Raw genomic sequence first — 20821 nt, 5'->3', positions numbered from 1 at the left:
CCCGGTCAGCCGCGGCGCTTCGACCGGATCAGTTCGAGGCGCTCCTTGAGCAGTTCTTCGAGTTCTTCGACGGTACGTCGTTCCAGCAGCATGTCCCAGTGCGTGCGGGGTGGCTTGACCTTCTTCGGCTCGGGCAGGTCGCCCTCGATGAGGGTGCCTTCCATGCCGTTGCGGCACAGCCAGGTGCCGGGGATATCGGCGTCGTCGGCGAACGGAACCTCGAATTCCTCGCCGTTCTCGGTACGGTACTTCGCGAGCTGACGCGGAGCCAGATCATGGTTGCGGTCGGTCTCGTAGCTCACGGCTCCGAGGCGACTGCCCCTCAGTACACGATCAGCCATGGCTGCTACTCCTTTAAATCCTCTGAGCTCTTAAGCTCCGGTGCCGCGATTCTATTCGCATAGCAAACGTCAGGACGTTCTGCGTAGTTCCCGAGTCGACACGCGACGTACGCGACTCGACCGTCAATGATACCGGGATCGCGACGCGCGGCCGACTAAAGTCGGCATGCGTGAGCCGCCGTTCCCACCCACAGCCATGCCGCTGGTGCGGTCGAGACGTGACGGAAGTCGGCATGGGTCGGCGTCGTCAATACTGTCGGCAGTCGTGCCGGCAGCGGGCTTACGAGCAGCGGGCTTCGATCAACCGGGGTGAGATGACGGCCCTGCCGGCCGACGCTGTGGTGCTGTCGGCGGACGACGCGTCCGACCTGTCGGATCGCGTCTACCAGGTCCGATGCGCCGCCGAGGATGTCGCCACGGCGCTCGATGAAGGCGCCGAGGCAACCGAGCTGCGCGAGTTGTGCGACGCGCTGATCCGCGCCGCCCAGGCCGCCGACGGCTGGCGTCGAGCATCCGTCTGAAGGCGTCGACCACGACCGATGGTGAGCCGGGTACAGTCGCGCCATGGACGGGGTACCAGGCGTAGGGCGCGGTCAGCGGGACCGCAGCGGCGCCGGGCGTGCCCATATCCGCCCGGACACGGCGTTCCACACGTCGAATCCGATCCTCCTTTAGGCACCGGGAGCATCGGACGTTTTGAAATCCCGTCGGAGTTGACCATACTCACCAGCGACGTTCTTGGGTCGGAGAGCAGCACGACGTCTCTTCGTGCAGCAACTGCCGTGACTCGGCATCCGGTGGTTGAAATCGGCCAATGTTAGGCAAGGGGTACTGAGGTGGATCAACTCCAGCATGCGACCGAGGCGCTGCGGAAAGCGCTGGTCCAGGTTGAACGCCTGAAGCGCACCAACCGCGCGCTGCTGGAGCGCGCGAGCGAGCCGATCGCGATCGTCGGCATGTCCTGTCGCTTCCCGGGCGGGGTGGATACGCCCGAGAGTCTGTGGCAAATGGTGGCCGACGGCCGCGACGTGATCTCGGAGTTTCCGGCCGATCGTGGCTGGGATCTGGCCGGGCTGTTCGACCCGGATCCCGATGCGCGCCACAAGACATACGCTCGCACCGGTGGCTTCGTCGACGATGTCGCCGACTTCGACCCCGCCTTCTTCGGCATCGCACCCACCGAGGCGCTCGCGATGGACCCCCAGCATCGAATGCTGCTGGAATTGTCGTGGGAGGCATTGGAGCGGGGCGGGATCGACCCCAGCGCGCTGCGCGGCAGCGCGACCGGAGTGTTTGCCGGCCTCATCGTCCAGGGCTACGGCATGCTCGCCGAGGAGATCGAGGGCTACCGCCTGACCGGCATGACCTCCAGCGTCGCCTCGGGGCGGGTTTCCTATGTGCTGGGGCTCGAGGGTCCGGCGGTGTCGGTGGACACGGCGTGCTCCTCGTCGCTGGTGGCGTTGCATATGGCGGTGCAGTCGCTGCGGTCCGGCGAGTGCGACCTGGCTCTGGCCGGCGGCGCGACCGTCAACGCCACGCCAACGGTTTTCATCGAGTTCAGCCGGCACCGGGGGCTCGCACCCGACGGCCGGTCCAAGGCCTACGCGGGCGCGGCCGACGGGGTGGGCTGGTCCGAGGGCGGCGCCATGCTGGTCGTGGAGCGGTTGTCGGACGCGCGCCGGTTGGGTCATCCGGTGTTGGCGGTGGTGCGGGGTTCGGCGGTCAATCAGGATGGCGCCTCCAACGGCCTGACCGCGCCCAACGGCCCCTCGCAACAGCGGGTGGTGCGCGCGGCGCTGGCCAGCGCCGGGTTGTCGGCGGCCGAGGTCGACGTGGTGGAAGGCCACGGCACCGGCACCACATTGGGTGATCCGATTGAGGCGCAGGCGTTGTTGGCGACCTACGGCCAGGATCGCACCGAGCCGCTGTGGCTGGGGTCGATCAAGTCGAATATGGGTCACACGCAGGCCGCCGCCGGGGTCGCCGGTGTGATCAAGATGGTGCTTGCGATGCGTCACGAGCTGCTGCCGGCGACGTTGCATGTGGATCAGCCCAGCCCGCATGTGGATTGGTCGGCGGGTGCGGTGTCGTTGCTGACCGAGGCGCGGCCCTGGCCGGTCAAGGAACACGCCCGCCGCGCGGGCATCTCGTCGTTCGGGATCAGTGGCACCAACGCCCACGTGATCGTCGAATCCGCCCCGACCGAGCCGCGGGAGGCCGTCCCGACGCCCGCGGTGGTTCCGTGGGTCCTGTCAGCAAAATCGTTGCCGGCGTTGGCGTCTCAGGCCGCCCGGCTGTCCGCACACGTAGCTGCCGATGATGAACTCGGCATTGCCGATGTCGCGTGGTCGTTGGCGGGCCGGGCGACCTTCGAGCATCGGGCCGTCGTCGTCGGCGATGACCGGGATCAATTGCTGGCCGGGCTCGCGGAATTGGCCGCCGACGACCCGGGCGGCTCCATCGTTCGGGGTACCGCCCTGCCCGCGGGCAAGCACATCTTCGTTTTTCCCGGCCAAGGTTCCCAATGGGTGGGCATGGGCATCGAATTGCTGGATACCGCACCGGTATTCGCGCAGCAGATCGAGGAGTGCGCCCAGGCGTTCGCGGAATTCGTCGACTGGTCACTGATCGACGTCCTGCGTGGTGCGCCGGGCGCTCCGGGGATGGATCGCGTGGACGTGGTGCAGCCGGTGCTGTTCGCGGTGATGGTGTCGCTGGCCGAACTGTGGAAGTCGGTCGGAGTCAACCCGGACGCGGTGATCGGCCACTCGCAAGGCGAAATCGCCGCGGCCTACGTGGCCGGTGCGCTGTCGTTGCAGGATGCCGCACGGGTGGTGACGTTGCGCAGCAAACTGCTGCGGTCGCTGGCCCACCCCGGCGGCATGGTCTCCATCGCGTGCAGTACCGAACGCGCGCGGGAATTGCTGGCTCCGTACGGCAATCGGATCAGCATCGCCGCCGTCAATGGCCCGTCGGCGGTCGTGGTCTCCGGTGAGGTCGCCGCGCTGGAGGAGCTCATCGGCTTCTGCGCCGACCTGGATCTGCGGACCCGCCGGATTGACGTGGACTACGCGTCGCATTCGGTTGAGGTCGAGGCGATTCGTGACGAGCTGACCGAGGTGTTGGCCGGCATCGAGCCCCGGTCCTCGCGGGTGGCCTTCTTTTCGACGGTGACCGGAAGCCGTTTGGACGCAGCTGGTTTGGACGCCGCCTACTGGTACCGCAACATCCGTCAGACCGTGCAGTTCGACCAGGCGGTGCGCACGGCATGCGAACACGGATACCGGACATTCATCGAATCCAGTCCGCATCCCGCGTTGATCGCCGGAATCGAGGGCACTTTCAACGACAGCAATGCCGCCGGCGACACCGAGGCCATCGTTGTTCCCACCCTGGGCCGTGATGACGGTGGGCTGGAGCGGTTCCTGCTGTCGGCCGCCGCCGCGTACGTGGCGGGCGTGAACGTGAACTGGCGCGGGGTATTGGACGGCGCCGGCTTCGTCGAGCTACCGACGTATGCCTTTGACCGACGCAGGTTTTGGCTGGCCGGCGAGGGTGTCGGGGCGGACGTCACGGGCTTGGGACTGGGAATCAGCGGGCATGCGTTGCTCAGCGCGGTGGTCGGACTGCCGGCTTCGGGTGGGGTGGCGCTGACGGGGCGTTTGTCGCCGAGCTTGCAGGGATGGCTGGCCGATCACGCCGTATCCGGCACCGTAGTGTTCCCGGGCGCGGGGTTTGTGGAGCTGGCCATCCGCGCGGGCGACGAGGTCGGTTGTTCGACGGTCGACGAGCTGACGCTGCAGGCGCCGTTGATGTTGCCCGTCACCGAATCCGGCTACGGTTCGGTGCCCGTACACGTCGTGGTGGGCGCCGCCGAAGAATCGGGCCAGCGCAGCGTCGCAATTTTTTCGCGCGTCGACGCCGACGCCGCGTGGGTGTGCCACGCCGAGGGCATATTGAGTTCCGCGCCGGTCGAGCCGAACGCCGATTTGTCGGTGTGGCCACCGGCGGGCGCGGTTGCGGTGGACGTGGCCGACGGCTACGAGAAGTTGGCGGCGCGCGGATACGGGTATGGCGCGGCGTTCCAGGGACTGACCGCCACCTGGGTCCGCGGCGACGAGGTGTTCGCCGAGGTCCGGCTGCCGGATGCGGCCGGGAGCAACAACGGGTTCGGGGTGCACCCCGCATTGCTCGATGCGGCAATGCATTCCATGGTGATGGCGCACCAGGCCACCGGCCAAGCCACCGACGTGGTATTGCCGTTCGTCTGGCAGCGCGTCTCGTTACATGCCGCGGGGGCATCGGCGGTACGCGCGCGCATCGCGCCGGCGGGCCCTCCCCCGCAAGCGGGGGGTGCGCCCGCGGGAGTCTCGATCGAGCTGGCCGACGGGCTGGGGTTGCCGGTGCTCTCGGTGGGCACGATGGTCGCCCGCCCGGTCAACGAACAGCAACTGCGCGCGGCACTCTCCAGCTCGGGCCCGGACCGGCTGTTCGAGGTGGTGTGGTCACCGGCGCCGGCAGCCACCGGTGCCAGCCCGGTTCCATCCCATCAGCTGTTCGAATCTGTTGCCACGGAACATGATCCGGTATCGGCTACTCATCGGCGTACGCACCAGGCACTGACGGCCGTGCAGTCGTGGCTAACCGAGCGTGACTCGGGGGTCCTGGTGGTGGCCACGCGCGGTGCCATGGGATTGCCGGGGGAGGACATCACCGATTTGGCGGGCGCCGCGGTGTGGGGCCTGGTGCGATCCGCGCAGACCGAACATCCCGGCCGCATCATGCTGGTGGATTCCGACGCGCCCCTTGACGACGACTCCACGGCCGCCGTTCTAGCAGCCGGTGAGCCTCAGGTATTGCTCCGCGGCGCAACGATCTACACCGCACGGGTAAGCGGTAGCCGTGCGGTCGACGGCATTCTGGCGCCTCCCGCCGATGGGCCCTGGCGCCTGGGTATCAGCAGCGCGGGAACTTTCGAAAACTTGCAACTGGAACCGGTTCCCAACGCCGAGGCGCCGCTGGAGCCGGGCCAGGTTCGGGTGGCGCTGCGCGCCATCGCCACCAACTTCCGCGACGTCATGATCACCCTGGGCATGTTCACCCACGATGCACTGCTCGGCGGCGAAGGTGCGGGTGTGGTCGTCGAAGTCGGGCCGGGCGTCACCGAGTTCGCGGTCGGCGATTCGGTCTACGGGTTCTTCCCCGACGGCAGTGGCACCGTGGTTCCCGGCGATATACGCCTGTTGCTCCCCAAGCCCGCCGACTGGTCCTACGCCGAAGCCGCCGCCATCTCAGCGGTTTTCACCACCGCATACATGGCGTTCCTGCACCTAGCCGAGGTCAAGCCGGGCCAGCGGGTGTTGGTGCACGCCGCCGCCGGCGGCGTCGGGATGGCCGCGGTGCAGCTGGCCCGGCATCTCGGTCTCGAGGTGTTCGGGACGGCGAGCCGCGGCAAGTGGGACACCTTGCGGGCCATGGGCTTTGACGACGACCATATCGGTGACTCGCGCACCCTGGAATTCGAGGAAAAATTCCGCGCGGTCACCGGCGGGCGCGGCATGGACGTGGTGCTGGACTCACTGGCCGGTGAATTCGTCGATGCGTCCCTGCGTCTGGTCGCCCCCGGCGGGATGTTCTTGGAGATGGGCAAGACCGACATCCGCGACCCCGGCGTCATCGCCCGGGAATACCCCGGTGTCCGATACCGCGCCTTCGACCTTTTCGAACCGGGCCGTCCCCGGATGCACCAGTGGATGCTCGAGCTAGCCGAACTGTTTGACACCGGCGTGCTGCGGCCCCTGCCGGTGACGACTTTCGATGTGCGACGGGCCCGTACGGCGTTGCGCTACTTGAGTCAGGCACGCCACGTCGGCAAGGTCGTCCTCACGTTGCCCGCCGCATGGGCGGCAGGCACCGTGTTGATCACCGGGGGCACCGGGATGGCGGGCTCGACGCTGGCGCGCCACCTGGTGGCGCAGCACGGCGTGCAGAACTTGGTGCTGCTGAGTCGCCGCGGCCCTGCAGCGGCCGGGACCGCCGAGTTGGTCGCCGAATTGGAGGCGGCCGGAGCCCGGGCGAGGGTGGTCGCCTGCGACGCGGCCGACCGGGCGTCCTTGGCCGCAGTCGTCGCGGATATTCCGGCGCGGCGTCCGTTATCGGGAGTCATTCACGCCGCCGGCGTGCTCGACGACGCGGTGGTCACCTCGCTCACACCCGAGCGGATGGATGCGGTGCTGCGGGCCAAGGTGGATGCGGCATGGAACCTGCATGAGCTGACCCGCGAGCTGGATGTGTCTGCGTTCGTGATGTTTTCGTCGATGGCCGGCTTGGTGGGTTCCTCGGGCCAAGCCAACTACGCGGCGGCCAACACTTTCCTCGACGGGCTGGCCGTGCATCGGCGCGCACACGGGTTGCCGGCCATCTCGCTGGGGTGGGGGCTGTGGGACCAGGCCAGCGCCATGACCGGCGGACTCGGCGCCGCGGATCTCGCCCGGCTGGGCCGCGACGGGATCTTGGCGCTGTCGTCGGACGAAGCGATGGAACTATTCGACACCGCGCTGATTGTCGACCAGCCGTTCGTCGCGCCCGCCCGTATCGACCTGGCCGCGCTACGTGCGCATGCGGCCGCGGTGCCGCCGATGTTCGCCGACCTCCTCAATGCACCGGCACGGCGACAGGTCGACGACTCACTGGCCGCCGCGAAATCGAAATCTGCTCTGGCGCACCGTCTGCACGGGCTCCCCGAGCCCGAACAGCACGCCGTGCTACTGGACCTGGTCCGCTCGCACATCGCGACCGTGCTGGGCAATACGACCGCCGAGGCGATCGACCCGGACAAGGCGTTCCAGGATCTGGGCTTCGACTCGCTGACCGCGGTCGAAATGCGCAACCGGCTGAAAACCGCCACCGGACTGGCGCTGTCGCCCACCCTGATCTTCGACTACCCGACGCCGAACGGACTGGTCGGCTACATCCGTAGCGAGCTCGCCGGCGTCCCGCAGGAAATCGCACCTACCCCGGTCGTGCAGGCCAGCGGCGATGACCCGATCGTGATCGTCGGCATGTCCTGCCGCTATCCGGGCGGGGTGACTTCTCCGGAGGATCTGTGGGAGATGCTGACCGCCGGCCGTGACGTGCTGTCGGAGTTCCCGAGTGACCGCGGTTGGGATTTGGCCGGCGTGTACAACCCGGATCCCGATGTCCCGGGCACCTGCTACACCCGGACCGGCGGCTTCGTGGACGGCGTCGCGGACTTCGACCCCGCCTTCTTCGGCATCACGCCGAGCGAGGCGCTCGCGATGGACCCGCAGCAGCGAATGTTCCTCGAACTGTCCTGGGAAGCCTTGGAGCGAGCAGGGATCGAACCCGGCGCGTTGCGTGGCAGTGCGACGGGCATGTTCGCCGGGGTGTACACCCAGGGGTACGGCATGGGCGCCGCACCGACCGCCGAGGGTTTCCGGCTGACCGGCCAATCCTCGAGTGTGGCGTCGGGCCGGGTGTCCTATGTGCTGGGGCTGGAGGGTCCGGCGGTGTCGGTGGACACGGCGTGCTCCTCGTCGTTGGTCGCGTTGCACATGGCGGCGCAGTCGCTGCGTTCGGGCGAGTGCGACCTGGCCCTGTCCGGCGGCGTCACGGTCAACGCCACACCGGACATCTTCGTCGAGTTCAGCCGGATGCGGGGCTTGTCAGTGGATGGCCGGTGCAAGGCGTACGCAGGAGCGGCGGACGGCACCGGGTTCTCCGAGGGCGGCGGCATGCTCGTCGTCGAACGGCTCTCGGATGCACGTCGGTTGGGTCATCCGGTGCTGGCGGTGGTGCGGGGTTCGGCGGTCAATCAGGATGGCGCCTCCAACGGGTTGACCGCGCCCAACGGTCCGTCCCAGCAGCGGGTGGTGCGCGCCGCATTGGCCAGCGCCGGGTTGTCGGCGGCCGAGGTCGACGTGGTGGAAGGACACGGCACCGGCACCACATTGGGTGATCCGATTGAGGCGCAGGCGTTGTTGGCGACCTACGGCCAGGATCGCACCGAGCCGCTGTGGTTGGGGTCGATCAAGTCGAATATGGGTCACACGCAGGCCGCCGCCGGGGTGGCCGGTGTGATCAAGATGGTGCTTGCGATGCGTCACGAGCTGCTGCCGGCGACGTTGCATGTGGATCAGCCCAGCCCGCATGTGGATTGGTCGGCGGGTGCGGTGTCGTTGCTGACCGAGGCGCGGCGGTGGCCGGCGGATCACCCACGCCGGGCGGGGGTTTCGTCGTTCGGCATCTCCGGCACCAACGCCCACGTGATCATCGAGGCCATCCCGGTCGAGCAGCCCGTCGAAGCCGGCCACGTCGTCGACCGTCCCACGGCGCCGGTACTGCCGTGGGTGGTGTCGGCAAAGTCTCTGTCGGCATTGGGTTCTCACGCGTCCAGGCTGGCCGCACATCTTCGCGCGGCCGGCGAGCTCGACCTCGCCGATGTGGCATGGTCCCTGGCTGGCCGGTCGAACTTCGAGCATCGCGCCGTCATCACCGGTATCGACCGCGACCGGTTGCTGACCGGCCTCGACGAATTGGCCGGCGGTGAGGCCGTCACGGTCATCCGCGGCGCCGTGACACCAGGCGGCAAGACCGTCTTTGTCTTCCCGGGCCAGGGCTCCCAGATTCTGGGCATGGGGATGGGACTGCACGCCGGTTATCCGGTATTCGCCGAGGCGTTCAACGCCGCTGTCGCGGAACTGGACCGGCACCTGCTGCGCCCTTTGCGCGAAGTCATCTGGGGTCACGACGAAGACTTGTTGAACACCACCGAATTCGCCCAACCGGCATTGTTCGCGGTGGAAGTCGCCCTGTTCCGGCTGCTCGAATCTTGGGGTGTGCGACCAGACTTCGTGATGGGTCACTCGATCGGCGAGTTGGCTGCCGCGCACGTCGCCGGTGTCTTGTCGCTGGAGAATGCCGCGGTACTGGTGGCCGCCCGGGGCCGCTTCATGCAGGCGCTGCCGGCGGGCGGGGCGATGATCGCGGTGCAGGCCACCGAATCCGAGGTGCGCCCGCTCCTGGTCCCCGAGGTCGGCATCGCGGCGGTCAACGGGCCGGGCTCGGTGGTGATTTCGGGCGATGAAGACAAGGTGACCACAATCGCCGACCGGCTGCGTGCCGACGGCCGACGCGTACACCGACTGGCCGTCTCGCATGCCTTCCACTCTCCGTTGATGGATCCGATGATTGACGAATTCGGAACGGTCGCTGCCGGACTCGCCATCGGCAAGCCCACCATCCCGATCGTGTCGAACGTGACCGGGCAGCTGGCCGGGGACGACTACGCCACGGCGGCCTATTGGAAGCGGCATGTGCGCGAGGCGGTGAGATTCGCCGACAGTGTCCGTTTCGTGCACTCCGCCGGCGCAACCCGCTTCCTCGAGGTCGGGCCCAGCAGTGGGCTGGCGGCAGCTATCGAGGAATCGCTCGCCGATGCACCGGTCATCACGATGTCCGCGTTGCGCAAGGACCGTCCGGAGCCGGAAACCCTGATCAACGCGATCGCGCACGGGTTTGTTGCCGGGATGGACGTGGACTGGCGCGGCGCGGTCGGGCGAGCCAATTTCGTCGAGCTGCCCACCTATGCCTTTGAGCGGCGGCGGTTTTGGCTCGCCGGCGACGGCGCCCCGGCCGATGCGGCCGGTCTGGGCCTGGCGGCCACCGAACACCCGTTGGTGGGCGCGGTGGTCGAGCTGCCGGCGTCGGGTGGAGTGGTGCTGACGGGCCGGTTGTCGCCCAGCGTGCAGACCTGGTTGTCCGATCACGCCGTGGGCGGAGTCGTGCTGTTTCCCGGAGCGGGGTTCGTCGAACTGGCGATCCGCGCCGGAGACGAGGTGGGCTGCGGAGTCGTCGACGAGCTGAATCTTGCGACGCCCCTGGTGCTTCCGGCCGGTGGGTCGGTCGCGGTCCAGGTGGTGGTCGGCGGTGCTGATGAAACGGGTGCCCGTAACGTGTCGGTCTTCTCCCGGGCCGAGGCCGGGTCCGGCTGGTCGTTGCACGCCGAGGGCATGTTGCGAGTGGGGTCGGCCGAGCCGAGCGCGGACCTGTCGGCATGGCCGCCGGTCGGTGCGGTCCCGGTCGACGTCGGCGATGGCTATGAGCGGCTGGCCGAGCGCGGTTACGGCTACGGCCCCGCGTTTCGCGGCCTGACCTCGATGTGGCGTCGCGGCGACGAAGTCTTCGCCGAAGTCACGCTGCCCGCGGATGCCGGGGTGTCCGTGGCCGGGTTCGGTGTCCATCCGGTGATGCTCGACGCCGCACTACACGCGGTGATCCTGGCATCCGAGGGCGACGAGATTGCCAAAGGCTCGATGATGGTGCCGTTCTCCTGGCAGCGGGTGTCTCTGCATGCCGCGGGCGCGGCGGCGGTGCGGGCGCGGATCGTCCCGGTGGGCGATCAGGCGGTGTCGATCGAGCTCGCCGATGGCCTTGGGCTGCCGGTTCTTTCGGTGGCGTCGATGGTGGCCCGCCCCGTGACCGATCAGCAATTGTTGGCCGCGGTGTCGAACTCCGGACCGGACCGGCTCTTCGAAGTCGTCTGGTCCGCGCAGCCGTCGTCTTCGGTGCAGCCGGTATCGGTGTCCCCCTGGGGGGCAACGGAATTGGACGTCGACGAGGGCCGGCGATCGGCGGTGGTATTCGAGTCTGCGCCGGTCGCCGACGACGTCCTGGCGGGAGTGTATGCGGCCACCCGTGCGGTGCTGCCGGTACTGCAGTCGTGGCTGGCCCGCGAGGGCGCAGGGACTTTGGTGGTGGCGACCCGGGGTGCAATGACGCTGCCGGGGGAGGACATCACCGATCTGGCCGGCGCCGCGGTGTGGGGTTTGGTGCGTTCGGCGCAGACCGAGCATCCCGGCCGGATTGTGCTGGTCGATACCGACGGGCCGCTTGACGACGACGCAGTGGCGGCGATTCTGGCGGCCGCCGAGCCGCAGGTGTTGGTCCGTGGTGCAAAGGTATACCTCGCGCGCGTGCACGGCAGTCGCGCCGTCGGCGGTCTGTTGGTGCCGCCGGGTGATGGTCCGTGGCGGCTCGGCATGAGCAGTCGCGGCACCTTCGAGAACCTGCGACTGGAGCGAATCCCCGACGTCGACGCGCCCTTGGGTCCCGGTCAGGTTCGGGTAGCCCTGTCGGCCATCGCGGCCAACTTCCGCGACGTGATGATCGCGCTGGGTCTCTACCCCGACCCGGATGCGGTGATGGGTATCGAGGCGTCCGGTGTCGTCTTAGAGACGGGGCCGGAAAGTGCTTCGCAGGATTGCCGTTTCGCGATCGGCGACCGCGTCATGGGCCTGTTCCCCGACGGAACCGGAACGGTCGCCACCACCGACCAGCGACTGCTGGCCAAGCTGCCGGCCGGGTGGTCGCATACCGCCGCCGCGACCACCACCGTGGTGTTCGCCACCGCGTACTACGCACTGACGGATCTGGCCGCGGCAAAGCCCGGTCAGCGAGTTCTGGTGCACGCCGCTGCCGGCGGCGTCGGGATGGCCGCGGTGCAGCTGGCCCGGCACCTGGGCCTGGAGGTTTTCGCAACAGCCAGCCGCGGTAAGTGGGACACGTTGCGGGCCATGGGCTTTGACGACGATCACATTTCCGATTCGCGCAGCCTGGAATTCGAGGACAGGTTCCGGGCGGTCACCGCTGGACGCGGCATGGATGTGGTGCTGGATTCGCTGGCCGGTGATTTCGTCGACGCTTCGCTGCGACTGGTCGCCCCCGGCGGGATCTTCCTGGAGATGGGCAAGACCGACATCCGCGAGCCCGCAGAGATCGCCCGGCAACACCCGGGTGTGCGGTACCGAGCTTTTGATCTCTTCGAAGCGGGGCCGGAGCGCATTCAGCAGATCCTCGACGAGCTGGCCGCGCTGTTCGGCGACGACGTGCTACGCCCGTTGCCGGTGACCAGATTTGACGTTCGCCGCGCACCCGCGGCGTTGCGGTACTTGAGTCAGGCCCGTCATGTGGGCAAGGTCGTGATGACTCTGCCTTCTGGCCCGGGTAGCGGGCTGGCTGCCGGCACCGTGCTGATCACCGGCGGGACCGGGATGGCCGGTTCGGCGCTGGCCCGCCATGTGGTGTCGCGCCACGATGCGCGCAACGTCGTGCTGGTGAGCCGGCGCGGCCTGGATGCGCCGGGTGCCGCGGAGCTGGTGACCGAGCTCAGTGCGAACGGGGCCCAGGTTCAGGTGGTGGCCTGCGATGTCGCTGATCGCGAGGCATTGGCCAAGGTGATCGCCGATATCCCGGTGCAACGCCCCCTTTCCGGCGTCATACACGCCGCCGGGATGCTCGACGACGCCGTGATTTCCTCGTTGACCCCGGAACGGGTTGATGCGGTGCTGCGGGCCAAGGTCGATGGGGCCTGGAACCTGCACGAGTTGACCCGCGACCTCGATGTGTCTGCCTTCGTCCTGTTTTCGTCGATGGCCGGGCTGGCGGGCGCCTCGGGTCAGGCGAACTACGCGGCCGCCAACTCGTTCCTGGACGGGTTGGCCGTGCACCGGCGTTCCTCCGGGTTGCCTGCGATGTCGCTGGGCTGGGGATTATGGGACCAGGCCAGTGCCATGACCGGTGCGCTGGGCGCCGCCGATCGTGCCCGGTTCGGCCGGGACGGCATTGTGGCGATGTCCTCCGATCAGGCACTGGACTTGATGGACACCGCGCTGATTGTCGACGAACCGTTCCTCTTGCCTGCCCACATCGACCTTGCGGCGCTGCGGGTCAAGTTCGACGGGGGGACCTTGCCGCCGATGTTCGTTGATCTCATCAACGCGCCGACCCGTCGCCAGGTTGACGATTCGCTGGCCGCGGCGAAGTCGAAATCAGCTCTGCTGCAACGCCTCGAGGGCCTGCCCGAGGACGAGCAACACGCTGTGCTGCTGGACCTGGTCCGCTCCAACATCGCCACGGTGCTGGGCAACGCGAGTCCGGAGTCCATCGATCCGGATCGGGCGTTCCAGGAGCTCGGCTTCGACTCGTTGACCGCGGTCGAGATGCGCAACAGGTTGAAGTCCGCCACGGGTCTTGCACTATCGCCCACGCTGATCTTCGATTACCCGAACTGCGCCGCCCTGGCCGGCTACATGCACTCCGAGCTCATCGGGACTTCCGAGCAAAGCACTCCGACGGCCGCGCCCGGAGAAGCGGACATCCAGCGTGTGGTGGGCTCGATACCGGTCAAGCGACTCCGGCAGGCGGGGGTGCTCGAGTTGTTGCTCGCATTGGCAACCGAGGACGGCACCGCGCAGGCGGCGACCGCGGGGGTGAGCACGGAAAAGGACATCGCGGACATGGACCTCGAGGCTTTGGTCAACGCCGCGCTGATGGACGACGACGAATGACCCTGTGGGACGGCACTCCGTGAGAATCGCGGTTACCGGGGCCAGCGGTGTGCTCGGCCGCGGTCTTACCGCCCGATTGCTCAGCCAGGGCCACGAGGTGGTAGGGATCGCCCGGCACCGCCCGCAAAGCTGGTCGAGTGCTGCCGATTTCATCGAGGCGGACATCCGGGACGCGGCCGCGGTCAAACGTGGCATCGCCGGTGCGGATGTCGTCGCGCACTTCGCGTGGGCACGAAGCACCGACGAGCGTATCGGCCACGAGGTCAACGTCGGTGGCACGGTGAACGTTTTGGACGCGATGGCCGAGAACGGTTCCAAGCGCATAGTTTTCGCGTCGTCGGCCCACGTCTACGGCCCCGCAGGCAGGCCGAAAGCCGAACACGAGCCGATGACCCCTGTGCTGGCCGACGGCCTGTACCGGGCCCGCGTCGAAGACCTGCTCGGCGCATCGAACCCCGAATGGATCGCGATCCGCTGCGCGCTCATCGTCGGTCGCAACGTCGACAATTGGGTGCGCCGCCTGCTGGCATCGCCGGCGTTCCCGGACCTGTCCGCCGATGCGCGCATGCAAGTCGTCCACCTCGACGATGCGCTTCGGCTATTCGGCCGCGCCGTCGTGGATGCCGAAATCAGCAGCGGCCCAATTAATCTCGCAGCTCCGGGGGCGCGGACGTTTCGTCAGATCGCGGCCGGGCTCGGTCGGCGGGTCATGCGGTTCAGCGGCCCGCTAACCGGTTCGCGGCGACGCGGTGAGCTGGAGCTGCTGCAACACGCGCCGCTGATGGATACGTCACGGCTGCGTGAGCAGTGGGAATTTCAGCCGGCATGGGACTGCGACGAATGTATCGAAGACTTCGCGCTGGCGGTGCGCGGCCGCATCGCGCTGGGCAACCGGGTCCTGTCGTTGCCGTGGCGGCTGGCCCATATCACGGATCTTCCTGCCGTCGATGCGGCGGCAGATGATGGGGTAGTCCCTAGATTAGCTGGCCCACAAGGAGTTAACGGCGAGTTCGACACGCCGATCGACCCGCGTTTTCCCACCTTCCTGGCCACCAACCTGTCCGAGGCGCTGCCGGGCCCGTTCTCGCCCTCGTCTGCGTCGGCGACCGTTCGCGGGTTGCGCGCCGGCGGCGTCACCATTGCGGAGCGGCTGCGGCCGGGCGGAATGGTCCAGCGCGAAATCGCCATGCGGACCGTCGCGGTATTCGCCCATCGGCTGTACGGCGCCATCACATCCGCGCACTTCATGGCCGAGACCGTGCCGTTCGCCAAGCCGTCGATGATCGTCAGCAACAGCGGTTTCTTCGGCCCCAGCATGGCTTCGCTCCCGATCTTCGGTGAGCAGCGTCCTACCGAAATCAGCTGGACTCGAAGGCAGCTGCGCAACGGCCGCAATATCGGGGTGTTTGGCGGCAATCTGGTGGGGCTGAGTTCTGGCGCGTCGCGTGACACCCGCGACTTCATCGCCGATGTCGATCGCCTGGAGCGGCTGGCCGACGATGCGACCCAACTCGACGATCGCCGGCTTGGGAGCCTGATCGTGTTGGCACGTGACCACGTGGTGCACGGCTGGGTGCTGGCCTCGGCGTCGTTCATGCTGTGTGCTGCGTTCAATGTGTTGCTGCGCGGCTTGTGCGGGCGAGACACCTTCGGGCCGGCGGGGCCGGAACTGGTCAGTGCGCGTTCGGTCGAGGCCATGCAGCGTTTGGTGGTTGCGGCACAGCGTGATCCGAACGTGGCTCGGCTGCTGACCGAACCGGGCGAGCGGCTGGACAAGCTAGCTGCCGACGCGCCGGCGTTTCACGCCGCGGTGCTGGCCGAGCTGGCGTTGATTGGTCACCGTGGCCCGGCGGAGCTCGAGATGTTGTCCACCAGCTACGCCGACGACCCCGAGCTCCTGGTCCGGATGGTCGCCAGAGCAATGAGCGCACCCTCATCGTCACAGCCGCTTTATCCTCGAATTCCGTTGCGGGCCAGGCCTATAGCGCTACTGGCAGCGAGTCAGCTCCGCGACCGAGAAGCGCGTCGCGACAAAGTGGTGCGGGCCAACTGGGTGCTGCGCGGTCTGCTGCGCGAGTATGGGCGCAGGCTTGTCGACGCCGGGATCTTTCACACTGCCGACGATGTGTTCTATCTGCTGGTTGACGAACTCGACGCCCTGCCCGACGACGTTGCGGGCTTGGTGGCGCGCCGCCGGGCCGAACAGCGCAGGCTGGCGACCATCGCCCCGCCGACGGTATTCAGTGGCAACTGGGAGCCGTCGATCACCTCGTCGCCGGTTCTTTCCAGCGGAGACACCCTGCGCGGTGTCGGCGTGTGCGGGGGCCGGGTGCGCGGCCGGGTGCGGATCGTGCGGCCCGAGACCATCGACGACCTGCAGCCCGGCGAGATCCTTGTCGCGGAGGTCACCGATGTCGGGTACACCGCGGCTTTCTGCTACGCCGCGGCCGTGGTGACAGAACTCGGCGGCCCGATGTCACACGCCGCCGTTGTCGCGCGTGAATTTGGCTTCCCGTGTGTGGTCGACGTCCACGGAGCAACCAAGTCGTTGCCGCCGGGCGCTCTGATCGAGGTCGACGGCACGTCGGGCGAAATCCATTTGCTCTAGCTTGCTCTTGGAGAGGACACAGCGCACTAGGTTAGCTCCGCCGCAGCGCCATATCGGAATCCCGTTTTCGAAAACCAGCGACCATGCGCGGTGCGATGTGCAGCCAGCGCGGTAGAGCCTACAGCGGCCAGTTGTCCGGCTCGGGTGCGTGGAAAGCGGCGGCCGGCGGCAGAGGTCGTCGTTCGCCCGTCGATATCGCATCGAGAATCAGGGCCACGTAGCGTCGCCAGCCGTCGCTGCCCGGTGCCATCGTGGACAGCACGCTGTAAAGCATGCCGATCAGACGAAGTAAGTCCTCGGCGACAAGGTCAGCGCGGATGACACCGGCGTGCTGACCTCGACGGACAAGCTCGGTGAGCGCGTCAATCAGCGAGTCGGAGATATCGGAGGTCAACGACCCAGCCCGTTGTGCGGCGATCAAGAGGTTCTGTTCACGCGAGCCGAGCGATATCGCTGCTTCGATCAACTGGGTGAGGCCGCGCAGCGGGTCTTTATGCTGGCGGGCTTTCCCGATCGCCGGCGTGAGTTGTTCGGCGATGCCCTGATCCAGCGCCGCCCGAACCAGGTCGGCCTTGGCGGGGAAGCGGCGATAGAGGGTTCGTTCGCCGACTCCGGCGCGCCGTGCGACCGCCTCTGCGGGGGCATCGGGTCCCAACTCGCCGTAGACATCCCGTGCGGCGCGAAGAATGCGCTCGACGTTGCGGGCCGCGTCCGCCCGCAACTGCTGCCGGTCTTCAACAGCTGTCATGGTGACAGCGTAACTGACAGTTGACTGCCAACGGCGCGCCCTTTAGGCTCGTGTAAATGGCAGCCAGCTGACACTTGTAGGGAAACATCGCTTATGTCAACAACTTCCGAAGTCCGTTCTGACGCCGATCTTCCCGCGTTGCCGCTCCCGCGAGCGGCGCACTGCCCGCTTGCACCCCCGGCCGTGTTCGCGGAATGGCGCGATGAGCCCGGGTTACGCCAAGCGATGTTCCAGGGCAACCCGGTCTGGGTGATCAGTCGCTACCAGGACATCAGGACCGCGCTGGTCGATCCGCGCTTGTCCGCGAAGACCATTCCGGATTCGATCATGCCCAAGGACGCCGACAACAAAGTCCCGGTGATGTTCGCGCGGACCGATGATCCCGAGCATCAACGATTGCGGCGGATGATGACCAGCAACTTCACCTTCCGACGTTGTGAATCGATGCGACCGCAGATCCAGGAAACGGTCGACCATTATCTCGGCCAGATGATCGGCAATGGTGCGCCCGCCGATCTGGTGCTTGAATTCGCCTTACCGGTGCCATCATTGGTGATCGCGCTGCTGCTCGGGGTGCCGCCCGAAGATCTCGGGCTCTTCCAGCACTACACCACGCTGGGGTTGGACCAGAGCTCCTCCGACGAGGTGAAGGGCCAAGCCTTCGGGGCGATGTATGCCTATATCGAAGAGTTGGTCCAGCGCAAGACACGCGAACCCGGCGATGATCTGATCAGCCGCCTCGTCACCGAATACGTGGCGACGGGCCAACTCGACCACGCCACCACGGCCATGAACGGTGTGATCATGATGCAGGCCGGCCACGAAACCACCGCCAACATGGTCTCGCTGGGAACGGTTGCGCTGCTGGAACATCGCGACGTATTCGAGCGTCTCGGACAAACCGACGATCCCGCTGTCATTGCGAATATCGTCGAAGAGCTGATGCGCTACCTGACCATCGTGCACAGCCAGGTCGATCGCGTGGCGACCGAAGATCTCGTGATCGGTGGTCAGCTGATTCGCGCCGGGGAGTTCGTCATCATGAATCTGCCCGCCGGGAACTGGGACGCCGAATACGCACACAATCCCGAAAGCTTCGACGTCGACCGAAACACTCGCGGGCACTTGGGATTCGGATACGGCGCGCACCAATGCATCGGAGCGAACCTGGCCCGCGTCGAGATGCAGGTCGCTTTCGCTACGCTGGCGCGGCGGCTGCCCGGGCTCAAATTGGCGGTGTCGCCCGAGGAGCTGAAATTCAAGGAAGCCAATATCTATGGCATGAAAGAACTTCCAGTGAGTTGGTGACGATGTCGCCTAGCGAGCGGCGCTACGACGACCAGCTCGACGCGATCCACGACGAGCCGGGCTATACCTAGCCCGGAGTCGGAGCCCTGCCGACGAGATGAGCGAGCTGTCGGCGACGATCCTGTCTTCCTGAGCTTGAGATCAGCAGCCGAACGCTACCCCCACGCCGTCGGGCGGCGGCACCGAACGCAGGCAGCCGAACTGTTGGATTCCGGCTCCGCTGAACCCTGCGGCCGATTGGTGCGCGTAGTTCACGCAGAACAGGCCAGCCGGGTCGGCGCGACAGCGGTAGTCGTCATAGGACAACGTGTCCCCGCCCACCAGCTCGGCCCCATTTCCATTGACGAACGGGCCCGGATCCGCGCGGGCGGCCCCGACTTGCAGGTTCGCTCCGTCGAAGGTGACCCAACCGCCTTTCCATTCGCCGTAGGCCGTGTCCGGCCGGGGCGGGGGACCGGCCAGATCGACCAGACAGGTCAGCGCGCCGCCGGTGTGCGCGGAGTCCGTCGTACATGCGACTTTTGCGGCCGGGACGCTGAAGGCGATGTCGTTGCCGAGCTGCGTGGTCACGCCGTCGCGCGTGACGGCGTGATAGCGGACCGGATCGGCAGGATGACCTGCTTCGATCCACGCAATGACGTCCGAGATCGGCGCACCCGCCGCTGGTAGGGCCGACGGTTTGCTCGCCGGCGAGACCGTGGTGGCCGGGGAAGAGCCAGGGACCGCTGTCGTGTTCGGGCCCTGGCTCTGCGCCGACTGGCCGCCGCCGCTGTGCGAGCATCCGGCCAGCAGCACCGAGACTGTGACCAACGCGGCCATTCGCATCCCGACAGGCTAACCGTCACACCGTGGATTTAGGCGCTCCGCGCGCCCTACATACGTAGTGTCGGCTACCGTCGGCGTATGCACGAGCGCACTATCCGCGCACGCACCGCCAACGGCATCGTCGAAGGCTTCAGCCGCGATGGCGTCAACCGCTGGCGATCCATCCCGTATGCCCGGCCGCCGGTCGGGCGGCTGCGCTTCAGGGCGCCGCAGCCCGCCCAGCCCTGGTCGGGCGTGCGTCATTGTCACGGCTTCACCAACTGCGCGCCCCAGCAGCGTCGGTACACGTTGCTCGGTGTCGGCAAATACCAGCCCATGAGTGAGGACTGTCTCACCCTCAATGTCGTCGCGCCGGAATCCGGCCATGACGGACCGCTGCCCGTCATGGTGTTCGTTCACGGCGGCGGATACATCCTGGGCAGCTCGGCGGTCCCGCTCTACGACGGCGCGGCGCTGGCCCGCCGCGGTTGTGTGTACGTATCGGTGAACTACCGGCTGGGTGCGCTGGGATGTCTTGACTTATCGTCACTGTCCACCCCGGACAACGCCATCGACAGCAACCTGTACCTGCGCGACTTGGTGCTCGCATTGCAATGGGTGCGCGACAACATCGCGGGATTCGGTGGGGATCCGGGCAATGTCACCATCTTCGGCGAAAGCGCGGGCGCGTGCATCACCGCCACATTGTTGGCCGTGCCCGCCGCCGAAGGCCTGTTTGCTCAGGCGATCTCGGAAAGTCCGGCCTCCGGCCTGGTGCGGTCGAAGGAGATTTCGGCCCAGTTCGCGACGCGGTTCGCCAACCTGCTGGGCGCGCGCCCCGAGGATGCCGCCAGCGCGCTGATGCAAGCACCCGCGGCCCAGCTCGTGGAACTACAACAGCAACTGATCGATCAAGGCATGGAGAACAGGCTGGGCGCATTCCCGATCGGCCCGGTGATCGGCGACGACATGCTGCCCATCGACCCCGTTGAAGCGATGCAATGCGGTCGGGCGCATCGCGTCCCGCTCATCGTCGGCACCAACGCCGAAGAAGGCCGGCTGTTCACCCGCTTCCTGCGCATGCTGCCCACCAACCAAACGATGATCGAAGAGATGCTGGCCGACGCGGAACCGGCTGCCCGCGAACGCATTACCGCCGCCTACCCGGACTATCCGTCGTCCTCGGCATGCATCCAGCTCGGCGGTGACTTCGCCTTCAGCTCGGCGGCCTGGCAGATCGCCGAGGCGCACAGCAGCCACGCGCCCACCTACCTGTATCGGTACGACTACGCACCGCGGATGCTGCGCTGGTCGGGTCTGGGAGCTACCCACGCGACCGAGTTGCTAGCCGTCTTCGATTTCTACCGCACCCGGCTCGGTGCGTTCTTGACCGCCGCGGCCGACCAGCGCGCCGCGCTCCGGGTCAGTAACGAGGTGCAACGTCGTTGGCGGGCGTTCAGTCGCAGCGGGGTGCCGGGTGACGACTGGCCGGCCTACACCGTCGACGACCGCGCCGTGATGGTCTTCGACCGCAAGTGGCGTATCGAGTTCGATCCGCACCCGCATCGCAGGATGGCGTGGGCCGGCTTCTCATTGGCGCAGTGACCTGGCACGCTGACGGGGCACGCTAAACCGTCAGTAATTC

At 67.3% G+C, this 20821-nt stretch carries 8 protein-coding genes; 5 read left to right on the top strand and 3 right to left on the bottom strand.

What is annotated here, in order from left to right:
- Positions 1-5: 5 nt before the first annotated feature.
- Positions 6-341: an RNA polymerase-binding protein RbpA gene (locus OK015_RS17010; RefSeq protein WP_036469641.1), complete on the bottom strand. Its 336-nt coding sequence runs from the start codon at positions 339-341 to the stop codon at positions 6-8.
- A gap of 170 nt (positions 342-511) precedes the next feature.
- On the opposite strand from OK015_RS17010, the gene OK015_RS17005 reads away from it, so the two are divergent.
- From OK015_RS17005 to OK015_RS16995, 3 genes are all read left to right on the top strand, one after another.
- The gene (locus OK015_RS17005) at positions 512-862 is read left to right on the top strand and encodes a hypothetical protein (protein WP_268124693.1); all 351 of its coding nucleotides are present in this window, start codon (positions 512-514) and stop codon (positions 860-862) included.
- A gap of 315 nt (positions 863-1177) precedes the next feature.
- The gene (locus OK015_RS17000) at positions 1178-13708 is read left to right on the top strand and encodes a type I polyketide synthase (RefSeq protein WP_268124691.1); all 12531 of its coding nucleotides are present in this window, start codon (positions 1178-1180) and stop codon (positions 13706-13708) included.
- Positions 13709-13727: 19 nt separating this feature from the next.
- A complete protein-coding gene (locus OK015_RS16995) occupies positions 13728-16316 on the top strand; it encodes a sugar epimerase family protein (protein ID WP_268124689.1) in 2589 nt (862 codons plus the stop codon).
- A 118-nt stretch (positions 16317-16434) separates the two neighbouring features.
- On the opposite strand, the gene OK015_RS16990 is transcribed toward OK015_RS16995, so the two are convergent.
- Positions 16435-17064 carry a TetR/AcrR family transcriptional regulator gene (locus OK015_RS16990; RefSeq protein WP_268124687.1) on the bottom strand — a complete coding sequence of 210 codons (630 nt, stop codon included), beginning with the start codon at positions 17062-17064 and terminating at the stop codon, positions 16435-16437.
- A gap of 93 nt (positions 17065-17157) precedes the next feature.
- Between OK015_RS16990 and OK015_RS16985 the strand changes: the two genes are divergently transcribed.
- Positions 17158-18372, top strand: coding sequence for a cytochrome P450 (locus OK015_RS16985; protein ID WP_268124685.1), 1215 nt, complete (start codon positions 17158-17160; stop codon positions 18370-18372).
- A gap of 141 nt (positions 18373-18513) precedes the next feature.
- Here the strand turns inward: OK015_RS16985 and OK015_RS16980 are convergent, their stop codons facing one another.
- A complete protein-coding gene (locus tag OK015_RS16980) occupies positions 18514-19197 on the bottom strand; it encodes a hypothetical protein (RefSeq protein ID WP_268124683.1) in 684 nt (227 codons plus the stop codon).
- A 78-nt stretch (positions 19198-19275) separates the two neighbouring features.
- Here OK015_RS16980 and OK015_RS16975 point away from each other — a divergent pair, with 78 nt between their 5' ends.
- A complete protein-coding gene (locus OK015_RS16975; RefSeq protein WP_268124681.1) occupies positions 19276-20781 on the top strand; it encodes a carboxylesterase/lipase family protein in 1506 nt (501 codons plus the stop codon).
- Positions 20782-20821 lie beyond the last annotated feature (40 nt).

This window comes from Mycobacterium sp. Aquia_216 (assembly GCF_026723865.1).
Lineage (GTDB): Bacteria > Actinomycetota > Actinomycetes > Mycobacteriales > Mycobacteriaceae > Mycobacterium.
The sequence above is the reverse complement of the archived record's forward strand: the minus strand, read 5'-3'. Positions and strand labels throughout refer to the sequence as shown.